The sequence below is a fragment of the Streptomyces roseolus genome, from assembly GCF_014649855.1.
GTDB classification, from domain to species: domain Bacteria; phylum Actinomycetota; class Actinomycetes; order Streptomycetales; family Streptomycetaceae; genus Streptomyces; species Streptomyces roseolus.
Genome location: NZ_BMTV01000031.1, coordinates 86,318 through 97,330, shown reverse-complemented (window position 1 = coordinate 97,330; position 11,013 = coordinate 86,318). Strand labels below are relative to the sequence as shown.

The following is an 11,013-nucleotide window of genomic DNA, read 5'->3' as shown; positions in this document are numbered from 1 at the left end:
CCGCTACGAAGCGACCGTGCTGGTCGCAGCCATCAACGAGTGGCTGTGACCAGCACTTTCACAACAGACCCTAGCGGTGGCCCACCATGCGGAGCACGAGGTCGGCATAGAGCGCGCCGACCTCGTCGGGCGTCCGGCGGCCCTCGGGGTTGAACCAGCGGGCGACGTCGATGCAGAGCGAGAGGACGGCGACGGTGGTGCCGGCCACGTCGGCCTGGTCGAACTCGCCGGCCGCCACGCCCTGCTCGATGATCCGGCGGACGCTCGCGTCGGTCTCCCGGCGCAGCTCCACGATCTCGGCGCGGTGCTCGGGGCCGAGTGCGTCGAGCTCGTACTGGACGACCCGGGCGGTGGTGTGGTGCTCGGCGTGCCAGCGGACGAAGGAGCGCACGGCGTCGGCGAGCCGCTCGGACGCGGCGCCGCCGCCGGACTCGGCGGCCCGGAGAATCTCCAGCGCCTTGTCGTGACCGATGCGGCTGATCCGGTGGAGCAGCTCTTCCTTGGTCTTGTAGTGGATGTAGAGCGCGGCCGGGCTCATGCCGGCCCGCCCGGCGATGTCCCGGGTGGTGGTGGCGTGGTAGCCGCGTTCGGCGAAGGCCTCGACGGCCGCGACCAGCAGCCTCCGGGCGGCCTCGGGCGTGACCTCGCCCCAGGGCACGTCCTCGCCCTCGGGCGTCTGCTCCGCCGCGCTCATCCCACACTCCTCCTCGGACCGGTCGGGACGAACACCATACAACGAAGCTGAGCAAGCGCTTAGAGCCGTCCGCGCCCCGGGGGCGGCCCGGACGCGCTTCGGGGACCGCTCAGAGCTTCTGCTGGAAGGGGTCGTGCTCGGCGAGGAGCTTCTCCAGACGGGCCTGGTCCACCCGGCTGACGATCCGCTCCGACTCCTGCCGGTCGCGGACCACCTTGGCGAGGGTGAAGGCCGAGGTCGTGAGGTAGAGGACGGAGACCGCGAGGAAGGCGCGCACCCAGGCGCCGGCCTCCAGCTGGTAGATCCCGACGGTGACGGCCGCGAGGGCGATCGCGAAGGAGATGACGGCCTGGGCGTGGTAGGCGCTGGTGTTCTGCTGCTTGACCTGTGACTCGCTCATGGGGAGAGCTTCCGGCGGATGTGGCGGGCGCCACATCCGCACGGGTACTCAGGACCGGCTGGGGTCCGGAGCTCAGAAGGCGGAGACCCCGGTGAGCGACCGCCCGATGACGAGCTTCTGGATCTGGCTGGTGCCCTCGTAGAGGGTCATGACGCGGGCGTCGCGGAGCAGCTTGCCGACGGGGTACTCGTCGATGTAGCCGTAGCCGCCGAAGACCTGGAGGGCGTTGTTGGCGGAGCGCACGGCGGCCTCGGAGGCGTACAGCTTGGCCTTCGAGGCGGCGGTGGCGAAGTCCTCGCCGCGGTCGACGAGATCGGCGACCCGCCAGGTCAGCAGCCGGGCCGCGTCCACGTCGACGGAGATGTCGCTGAGAAGTTCCTGGACGAGCTGGTACGAGGCGATGGGCTTGCCGAACTGCTCGCGCTCCCCCGCGTAGCGGACGGCGGCGTCGAGGGCGGCCTGGGCGATGCCGACGCAGCCGGCGGCGACCGACATCCGGCCCTTGGCGAGGGCGGACATGGCGACGGTGAAGCCCTTCCCCTCCGGGCCGAGCATCGCGGAGGCGGGGACGCGCACGCCCTCCAGGACGAGTTCGGCGGTGGCCTGGCCGCGCAGCCCGAGCTTGCCGTGGACGGCACGGCGGGTGAGGCCGGGGGCGTCGGCGGGGACGAGGAAGGCGGAGACGCCCCGGTGGCCGGGGGTGTCGTTCGTGCGCGCGAAGAGCAGCACGACGTCGGCCCAGGTGCCGTTGGTGATGAACATCTTGGAGCCGTCGATGACGTAGTCGCCGCCGTCGCGCACGGCCCGGGTGCGCAGGTTCCCCGCGTCGGAGCCGGTGCCGGGCTCGGTGAGGCCGAAGCAGCCGAGCGCCTCGCCGGAGGCGAGCCGGGGCAGCCAGGCGCGCTTCTGCTCCTCGGTGCCCCAGGAGGCGAGGGTCTTGGCGACCAGGCCGAGGGAGACGGAGACGATCCCGCGCACGGAGGAGTCGCCGCGCCCCAGCTCCTCGGTGACCAGGCAGTACGCGAGGTGGTCGCCGCCCGAGCCGCCGTACTCCTCGGGGATCGTGAGCCCGAGGAAGCCGACGGCGCCGAGCTTCTTCACGATGCCCCGGTCCACCTCCTCGGCGCGGTCCCACGCGACGGCGTGCGGGGCGACCTCGCGGGCGACGAAGTCCTCGGCGAGCCGGCGTACGTCCTGCTGCTCCTCGCTCAGCGCCAGATCCACGGTGCCACCTCACCCATCCCTTTAATTACCACTGCTAGTTTTATTGGTGCGGCCTACTATGTGCGCCATGGCCCGACCGCGCAAGCCCCTGCTCAGCCGAGACCGCATCGTCGAGAAGGCGGGCGAGCTCGTGGACGCGGAGGGCCTGGCCGCCCTCTCGACCCGGCGGCTCGCGGCGGAGCTCGGCGTGAGCGGACCCTCGCTCTACAACCACTTCCGCACCAAGGACGAGATCCTGGACGCGGTCGCGGACGCGGTGAGCGCCAAGATCGACCTGTCGATGTTCGCGCCGGACGACCCGCGCGACTGGCGCACCGCCCTCCACGACTGGGCGCTCTCCTACCGGGCCGCCCTCGCCGACCACCCGCACGTCGTGCCGGTCCTCGCCCAGGGCCCCGGCCGCCGCCCGGCGGGCCTCAAGGTCGCCGACGCCGTCTTCGGCGCCATGGTCAGGGCCGGCTGGCCGCCCGCCCAGGCCACCCACATCGGCGCCCTGATGCGGTACTTCGTCACCGGCTCGGCCCTCGGCTCCTTCGCCCGGGGCTTCGTCGACGACGAGACGGCGTACGACCCCGCCGACTACCCCCACCTCGGCCAGGCGCACCTCCTCGCGGAGCACCGCGAGAAGGTCGACGAGGGCGCCTTCGCGACGGGCCTGCGGGCCCTGCTCGACGGCCTGGGCGCGCAGTACGAGGTGCTGGGCGCGGGGAACGGCGGCCCCGGCACGGGGGACGGGCGGCCGGAGGCGGGAAATGGGCGGGAGGCCCACGTTTCGGACGCGGCCGAAGCGTGAGCGGGCGATCCTGGGCCCATGGGAGCCAGTGAACTCGCCGCCTTCGCGGCGCTCTTCGCGGAGGAGAGCCGGGCCGCCATGGTGCTCGCCCTGCTCGACGGCCGCGCCTGGACGGCCGGGGAACTCGCCCGGCACGCGCGCGTGGCGCCGTCCACCGCCACCGAACACCTCGGGAAGCTCGTCGCCGGCGGGGTGCTCACCGAGGAACGCCAGGGCCGGCACCGGTACGTGCGGCTCGCCGGCCCCGGGATGGCGCACCTGGTGGAGGAGCTCGCCGGCCTGGCCGGGCCCGGGGCGGACGCGGCGCCCCGCTCGCTGGCGGCGGCGAGCGCGGGGAGGGCGATGGCCCGGGGCCGGACCTGCTATGACCACCTCGCCGGACGGCTCGGGATCGCCGTCACCGACGCGCTGACCGCGCGCGGACTGCTGCGCCAGGACACCGGGTTCGCCCTCACGGAGCAGGGCCTGGCGTGGTTCGCGGGCCTCGGCATCCCCCTCGCGCCGAAGGGCCGGCGGCCCCTCGCGCGCGCCTGCCTGGACTGGACCGAGCGCCGCCCCCACCTCGCGGGCCTCGCGGGCGCGGCGCTCTGCGCGCACGCGCTGGACAGCGGCTGGTGTGTACGCATCGGCTCCGAGCGCGCGGTGAAGGTCACCCCGGCCGGGGAGCGCGCGCTGCGGCGCGAACTCGGGATCGAGGCCGACGCGGTGCGGTGAGCGGCGGCGCCGGGAGGCGTCGGCGGGGCCGGGGGCATCGGCGGGGCCGGGGGCGCCGGGGGGCCGACGGGGCCGGGGGTCCGACGGGGCGCGTCGGCGGGTTCCGGGTGGGTTCCGGCGGGGAGCTCCGGTCGGGGCCGGTCGAGGGGTCGGCCGGAGGCTCCGGCGGGGGATTCGACGGGGGCGCCTGGAGGCTCCGGTGTGGGGGCCCGACGGGGGGCGGCTGGAGGCTCCGGTGGTGGGGGCCGGCGGGGGCGGCTGGAGGCTCCGGCGGTGGGGGCCCGGCGGGGGCAGCCGTGGGAGCGCGGGATATTGCGGTGTGGACCGAAGGGTGCGGGTCCTACCGTCGGGGCATGCCGAAATCCGTCTCCTCCGCCCGGCTCGCGCTCGCCGCCGCCGGGGTCACCGTCGTCCTGTGGGCGTCCGCCTTCGTCTCCATCCGCAGCGCCGGGGCCGCCTACTCCCCCGGCGCGCTCGCGCTCGGGCGGCTGCTCGCCGGGGCGCTGGTCCTCGGGGCCGTCCTCCTGATCCGGCGCGAGGGACTACCGGCCCGCGGCGCGTGGCCGGGGATCCTCGTCTCCGGGCTGCTCTGGTTCGGGGTGTACATGGTCGTCCTGAACTGGGGCGAACGGGAGGTCGACGCCGGTACCGCGGCGATGCTCGTCAACGTCGGCCCGATCCTGATCGCCCTGCTCGGCGCCCGCTTCCTGGGCGAGCGGCTGCCGCCCCGGCTGCTCGCCGGCATGGCGGTGTCCTTCGCGGGCGCGGTGGCCGTGGGCCTGTCGATGTCCGGCGAGGACGGCCACGCCTCGGTCCTGGGCGTCGCGCTCTGCCTGCTGGCGGCGGTGGCGTACGCGGGCGGGGTCGTGGCGCAGAAGCCGGCCCTGGCGCACGCGAGCCCGCTCCAGGTGACGGCCTTCGGCTGCGCGATCGGCGCCGCGGCCTGCCTCCCCTTCGCCGGACAGCTGGTGACGGAGGCGGCGCGGGCGCCGCTCGCGGCGACCGCGAACATGGTCTACCTCGGGGTGTTCCCGACCGCGCTCGCCTTCACGACCTGGGCGTACGCGCTGGCGCGGACGACCGCGGGACGGATGGGCGCGACCACGTACGCCGTGCCCGCCCTGGTGGTCCTGATGGCCTGGGCGCTGCTCGGCGAGCTGCCGGGGGCGCTGACGCTGGCCGGCGGCGCGCTGTGCCTGGCCGGGGTGGCGGTGGCGCGGTCCCGCCCGCGCGGGTCCGCCGCCGCCCCGGCGCCCGGCGCGGCCTCCGTCCCGGAGGAGACCGCGGACGCCCCGTGACGGCCGCGGTCTCCTCCGGGACGGGGCTCAGAAGACGACGAGGGCGCGGCCGCCCTTGCCCGCGACCATGGCGTCGAAGGCGCCGGGGATGCCGTCGAGGGTGATCCGCTCGGTGACGAGCGCGCCCAGGTCGAAGCGGCCGTCCCGGATGTGCGCGGCGATGACCGGCAGGTCGACGGCCGGGTCCGCGTTGCCGTACACGCAGCCGGCGAGGGTGCGGCCCCAGTGGAAGATCTCCAGGGCGTGGAAGGAGACCTGCTGGTCCTTGCCCCCGATGCCGACGACGGTGGTGCGGCCGCCGCGCCGGGTGGACTCCCAGGCGGTGCGGATGGTGACGGCGCGGCCCACGCACTCGACGGCCACGTCGACGCCGTGCCCGCCGGTCAGCGCCCGGATCTCGCGGGCGGTCCTCTCGGAGGCCACGACGTACTCGGTGGCTCCGGCGGCCCGTGCCAGCCGTTCCTTCTCCGGGGAGACGTCCACGGCGACGATCGTGGAGGCACCGGCGATCCGGGCGGCCTGGAGGGTGGCGAGGCCGACGCCGCCGACGCCGAAGACGGCGACGGTCTCGCCCTCCCGGACGCGGGCCGCGTGGTGCACGGCCCCCCAGCCGGTGAGGACCGCGCAGCCGAGCAGGGCGGCGTCGGCGAGCGGGACGCCGTCCGGGACGGGCAGGACGCACTCCGCGCCGACGACCGTCTCCTCGGCGAAGGCGGCCACGTTGAGGCCCGGGTGCAGCTCGCGGCCGTCGGCGGTGCGGGCGTGCACGTTCGCCGCGCCGCTCAGGGCGTTGTCGCAGAGCCACACCTCGCCGAGCGAGCAGGGGTGGCAGGCGCCGCAGGACGGCGCCCAGTTGAGGACGACGCCGTCGCCGGGGGCGACGTGGGTGACCCCTTCGCCGACGGAGACGACGGTGCCCGAGCCCTCGTGGCCGAGGACGGCCGGGACCGGGACGCGCATGGTGCCGTTGGAGAGCGACAGGTCGGAGTGGCAGACGCCGGCCGCGGCGAGCCGGATCCGGACCTGGCCGGGGCCGGGCTCGGGCAGCTCGATGCCGGTGATCTCCAGCGGGGCACCGACGGCGGGCAGGACGGCGGCACGGATCACGGGAGGCTCCCTTTCTGCGGGTTCGGGACGGGGCGCGGGACGGAGCGCGGGCCGGGGCTCAGAACTGCAGGGACCGGGTCTGGAGGTACTCGGCGAGACCGTGCGCGCCGAGCTCGCGGCCGATGCCGGAGCGCTTCCAGCCGCCGAAGGGGGCGAGCGGGTTGAACCGGCCGCCGTTGATGTCGACCTGGCCGGTCTCCATGCGGCGGGCGAAGGCGACGGCCTCGGCCTCCTCGCCCCAGACGGCGCCGCCGAGGCCGTACTCGGTGCCGTTGGCGATCGCCAGCGCCTCGTCCTCGTCCTCGTACCGGAGGAGGGAGAGGACCGGTCCGAAGATCTCCTCCCGGGCGATGGTCATGTCGGGCGTGACGTCGGCGAAGACCGTCGGCGCGACGTAGTAGCCGGTCTCCAGCGGGGCCTCGGCGCCGCCGGCGACGAGCCGGGCGCCCTCCTCGATCCCCTTCTCGATGTAGCCGCGGACGCGGTCGCGCTGGCGGGCGGAGACCAGCGGGCCGAGGCGCTCGCCGGGGGTGTACTTGGCGGCGGCCTCGGCGGCGAGCGCCACGGCCTCCTCGTAGCGGTCGGCGGGGACCAGCATCCGGGTCCAGGCGCTGCACGTCTGGCCGGAGTTGGCCATGACGTTGCCGACGCCGACGGCGACGGCCTTGGCGAGGTCGGCGCTGGGCAGGATGACGTTGGCGGACTTGCCGCCGAGTTCGAGGGCGACCCGCTTGACCGCGCCGCCGGCGAGGGCGCCGATGCGGCGGCCGACGGCGGTGGAGCCGGTGAAGGAGACCAGGTCGACGCCGGGGTGCTCGACGAGGGCCTGGCCCGCGACCGTGCCGAGGCCGGTGACCAGGTTGAAGACGCCGGCCGGGATGCCCGCCTCGTGGACGGCCTCGGCGAACAGCTGGGCGGTGAGCGGGGTGTCCTCGGCGGGCTTGAGGACGGTGACGCAGCCGGCGGCGAGGGCCGGGGCGACCTTGGCGACGATCTGGTGGAGCGGGTAGTTCCAGGGGGTGACGGCGGCGACGACGCCGACCGGCTCCGCGTAGACGGTGGAGTTGCCGACCTTCTCCACGAAGGGGTGGGTGGCGGCGAGTTCGGCGTACGTGCCGGCCACCGCGACCGGCAGTCCGGCGTGCACGGCCGCGGCGATCTTCGCCGGGGCGCCGAGTTCGGCGGTGACGGTGGCGGCGATCTCCTCGGCGCGGGCGGCGAGCGCGTCGCGCAGGGCGGCGATCCGGGCGGCCCGCTCGGCGGGCGGGGTGGCGGACCAGCCGGGCAGCGCGGCGCGGGCGGCGCGCACGGCGGCGTCGACGTCCTCGGCCGTGCCGGCGGGGACGTGGGCGATGACCTGCTCGGTGGCGGGGTCGACGACCGGGATCGTCCCGGAGCCGGCCGCGGGCCGCCACTCCCCACCGATGTACATCGCGTCGTGGGCCTTCATCAGCTTCCCCATTCCCTCTGCACTCGACCGCTCGCCTGCGGCGGGGCCGATCTGCTCGGCTCCGCCGCCCCTAAACTAGCGACGTTAGTTTTAGGGCGCCAGGGGGTGCCGGAGTGGGGCGGATCTCATCGCGCGGCGGACCGTCCCGCGGCGGCGCCGGGCGGACCCGCGCGTCGGCCCCGGGCCGGGGCCCACCGGGGCCGACGGTACCCGACCCGGGGCCGGCGCCGGTCCCGGTCGTTCAGATCGTCTTGTCGACACCGGTGAGGTGGGCGAAGACGACGATGTTCGCGTCGTAGCCGGAGCCCCGGTCGTAGGCGCCGCCGCAGGTCAGCAGGCGCAGTTCGGGGCGGCCGGTGGAGCCGTACACCTCCTTGTCGGGGAAGGCGGACTTCCGGTAGGTGCGCACCTTGTCGACGGTGAAGACGGCGACCCGCCCGTCGGCGCGGGCCACCCGGACGGTGTTGCCGGGGCCGAGCGAGCCGAGGTCGAGGAAGACGGCGGGCCCGGTGAGGGTGTCCCGGTGGCCGACCATCACGGCCGTGCCGCGCTCGCCGGGCGCCGGGCCGCGCGCGTACCAGCCGACCTTCTCCGGGTCGTCGACCGGGGGCACGCCCAGCTGCCCCTTCCGGTCGAGCGCGAGGTCCAGGACGGGCGCCTCGATGGTGATCGCGGGCACGGCGAGGACGGTGGGGCGCGAGCGGGAGAGCGGGGCGGGGGGCGGCGCCGGTTTCGCGGGCCGGGCGGGGGGTGCCGAGGCGGGGGGACGGGCCTCGCCTCCGTCCGCGCGGCTCCGGGCGCCGTCCTTCGGGCCGGCGCCCCGCTCGCCGCCGTCGGCCGCCGGGGCGTCGGCGGCCGTGGGGACGGACTTGGCGTCGGCCCCGGCGACGGGCGTCCGGTCGGCGGGGTCTGCGTCCCCGCTCCACCACACGCCCCCGGTCACCAGGACCGCGGCCAGTGCCACGGTCCTGGCGAGCCGGAGGAGCCGCCGCTGCCGGCGCGTGAGACGGGCCTTACGCCGCGCCATTGCTGCGGCGGCGCGAGCGGCGGATCAGCACCACGCCGGCGAGGCCCGCGAGGCCGGCGGCGGCCGCCGCGCCGACGCCGAAGGCCGAGGAGTCCTGCTCGGCCGCGAGCTGGGCGGCGCCGCCGCCGCCGGCGCCGACCGGGCCGTGCGGGGGCTTGTGGTGGCCGTTGCCGCCGTTGCCGTTACCGCCGTTGCCGTTCGGCGGGTTGGTGAAGTGGTCGCAGTCGACCCGGAAGACCTTGCTCTTCTTGGCGCCCATCTGGCCCGTCCAGGTCCACTCGACCTTGTACATGCCGTCGGGGAGCTCGATGTCCGGGGTGTAGCCGTTGCCGGCGGGGTCGACCATGATGGCCCCGCTCTTGACCGTGCCGCCCTTGGGGGGCTGGGGCGCGATCGTCCAGTTGAGCGTCTGCAGCCCGTCGAAGCCGAGGGCCGAGATGTAGAACGTGCAGACCTTGGGTTCGTTGCGCTGGTCGGTCTCCGGCGTCCGCGGCGGCTCGTCGGCGCGGCCGGCGTGGTGGATCTTGACGTCGCCGTTGTCACCGGGGGCGGCGTACGCGGCCGGGGCGCCGGCGAAGACCAGCCCGCCGAGGACTGCGGAGACGGCGGCGGTGCCGACGAGGGGACGGAAGGTACGGACGGACATGCGGATTCCTCCAGGATGAGCATGAGCGGTCATCTTTGGCGATAATCCGACTATCCGTCACCGACTCGACACGAGCCGTAGCGACATGCCCACGCCGCGCCCAAGTCGCCCGTCCGGCTCAGACGATGCCGAAGAGCACCCCCGCCGCGAGCACCACGAGCGAGGTGAGGGCGGCCCACTTCACGGTGAAGCGGGTGTGGTCGCCGAACTCCACCTTCGCCATGCCGACCAGCACGTACACCGCCGGGACGAGCGGGCTCGACATGTGCAGCGCCTGGCCGGCGAGCGAGGCGCGGGCGATCTCCAGCGGGGAGACGCCGTGGGCGGCGCCGGCCTCCGCGAGGACGGGCAGGACGCCGAAGTAGAAGCCGTCGTTCGACATGAAGTAGGTGAGCGGCAGGCTCAGCACCCCGGTGACCAGCGCCATGTGCGGGCCCATCGCGTCCGGGATGGCGCCGACCAGCCAGTCGGCCATGTGCTTGACCATGCCGGTGCCGGTGAGGACGCCGGTGAAGACGGCGGCGGCGAAGACCATGCCGGAGACGTTGAGGACGTTGTCCGCGTGCGCGGCCAGCCGCTCCTTCTGGTCGGCGGGGCGCGGGAAGTTCACGGTGAGCGCGAGGGCGGCGCCGATGAGGAAGAGCACCGGGATCGGCAGCACTTCGAGGATCATCGCGGTGAGCAGGCCGACGGTGAGCGCGGCGTTGAACCAGTACAGCCGGGGCCGGAGGGTGGCGCGCTGCGGGTCGAGGCCCTGGAAGCCCGCGGCCCCGGCGCCCTCCTCGCCGGGGGCGTCGTCGGCCGCGCCGGCACCGCCGCCCGTCCGCGGGACCGCCCGCCCCTCCCCCTCGCCGCCGCCCTTGCCCGCGCCGGCGCCCACGAGGACGGTCTCCGCGTCGACGCCGGGGGCGAGCGCCTCGTCGAGGGTGAGGTAGCCGATCCGCTTCCGCTCCCGGCGGCCGAGGACGTAGGCGAGGGCGATCACGAAGAGCAGTCCGGCCGCCAGGGCCGGGATCATCGGCACGAAGATGTCGCCGGCGTCGAGCTTGAGCGCGGTCGCGGCGCGGGCGGTGGGACCGCCCCAGGGCAGGGTGTTCATCACGCCGTTGGCCGTGGCCGCCACGCCGGTGAGGACGACGAGGCTCATGCCGAGCCGCTTGTAGAGCGGGTACATCGCCGAGACGGTGATCATGAAGGTCGTGGAACCGTCGCCGTCGAGGGAGACGATCGCGGCGAGGACCGCCGTGCCGACGACCACGCGGACCGGGTCGGCCTTGCAGAAGCGCAGGATGGCCCGGACGATCGGGTCGAAGAGGCCGACGTCGATCATCACGCCGAAGTAGACGATCGCGAACATGAGCATGGCCGCGGTGGGGGCCAGCTTGCCCACGCCGTCGATGACGTAGTCGCCGAGCTGCGCGCCCTGTCCGACGGCGACGCAGAACAGGGCGGGGATCAGGACGAGCGCCGCGATCGGCGACATCCTCTTCATCATGATCAGGACCAGGAAGGTCGCGATCATGGCGAAGCCGAGGACGGTCAGCATGGAGGCACCTCACGTTCACCGTTGAACAGCCGCCGAGCGGCGGTCCGGATGACCGTAGGTGCCCCCTTCCGGCCTCAACAAGGGTTCCGCCCGTGAGCAATACGAGCAGAACCC

The 11,013-nt window shown here is 74.9% G+C and carries 11 protein-coding genes; 3 read left to right on the top strand and 8 right to left on the bottom strand.

What is annotated here, in order from left to right:
- Positions 1–70: 70 nt before the first annotated feature.
- The 3 genes from IE245_RS30315 to IE245_RS30305 all read right to left on the bottom strand — a co-directional run bounded on the left by IE245_RS30315 (position 71) and on the right by IE245_RS30305 (position 2,318).
- On the bottom strand, positions 71–694 hold the full coding sequence (locus tag IE245_RS30315; RefSeq protein WP_189953364.1) for a TetR/AcrR family transcriptional regulator: 624 nt from the start codon (positions 692–694) through the stop codon (positions 71–73).
- A gap of 109 nt (positions 695–803) precedes the next feature.
- On the bottom strand, positions 804–1,094 hold the full coding sequence (locus tag IE245_RS30310) for a YiaA/YiaB family inner membrane protein (protein ID WP_189953362.1): 291 nt from the start codon (positions 1,092–1,094) through the stop codon (positions 804–806).
- A gap of 72 nt (positions 1,095–1,166) precedes the next feature.
- On the bottom strand, positions 1,167–2,318 hold the full coding sequence (locus IE245_RS30305) for an acyl-CoA dehydrogenase family protein (protein WP_189953360.1): 1,152 nt from the start codon (positions 2,316–2,318) through the stop codon (positions 1,167–1,169).
- 67 nt (positions 2,319–2,385) lie between these two features.
- Between IE245_RS30305 and IE245_RS30300 the strand changes: the two genes are divergently transcribed.
- From IE245_RS30300 to IE245_RS30290, 3 genes are all read left to right on the top strand, one after another.
- Positions 2,386–3,111 (top strand): TetR/AcrR family transcriptional regulator, encoded by a 726-nt coding sequence (locus IE245_RS30300; RefSeq protein ID WP_229851683.1) that lies wholly within the window; start codon positions 2,386–2,388, stop codon positions 3,109–3,111.
- A gap of 18 nt (positions 3,112–3,129) precedes the next feature.
- Entirely contained in the window at positions 3,130–3,825 is a 696-nt protein-coding gene (locus tag IE245_RS30295) for an ArsR/SmtB family transcription factor (protein WP_189953358.1), read from the top strand.
- Positions 3,826–4,178: 353 nt separating this feature from the next.
- On the top strand, positions 4,179–5,123 hold the full coding sequence (locus IE245_RS30290; protein WP_189953357.1) for a DMT family transporter: 945 nt from the start codon (positions 4,179–4,181) through the stop codon (positions 5,121–5,123).
- Positions 5,124–5,150: 27 nt separating this feature from the next.
- On the opposite strand, the gene IE245_RS30285 is transcribed toward IE245_RS30290, so the two are convergent.
- The 5 genes from IE245_RS30285 to IE245_RS30265 form a co-directional block, all read right to left on the bottom strand.
- A complete protein-coding gene (locus IE245_RS30285; protein WP_189953355.1) occupies positions 5,151–6,230 on the bottom strand; it encodes a zinc-binding dehydrogenase in 1,080 nt (359 codons plus the stop codon).
- A 58-nt stretch (positions 6,231–6,288) separates the two neighbouring features.
- Entirely contained in the window at positions 6,289–7,680 is a 1,392-nt protein-coding gene (locus IE245_RS30280; RefSeq protein ID WP_189953353.1) for an aldehyde dehydrogenase family protein, read from the bottom strand.
- A 241-nt stretch (positions 7,681–7,921) separates the two neighbouring features.
- On the bottom strand, positions 7,922–8,707 hold the full coding sequence (locus IE245_RS30275; protein ID WP_189953351.1) for a class F sortase: 786 nt from the start codon (positions 8,705–8,707) through the stop codon (positions 7,922–7,924).
- Entirely contained in the window at positions 8,694–9,353 is a 660-nt protein-coding gene (locus IE245_RS30270; protein ID WP_189953349.1) for a hypothetical protein, read from the bottom strand. Before IE245_RS30270 ends, IE245_RS30275 begins: the two co-directional genes overlap by 14 nt.
- A 118-nt stretch (positions 9,354–9,471) precedes the next feature.
- Positions 9,472–10,899 (bottom strand): CitMHS family transporter, encoded by a 1,428-nt coding sequence (locus IE245_RS30265; protein WP_189953347.1) that lies wholly within the window; start codon positions 10,897–10,899, stop codon positions 9,472–9,474.
- Between the last annotated feature and the right edge of the window lie 114 nt (positions 10,900–11,013).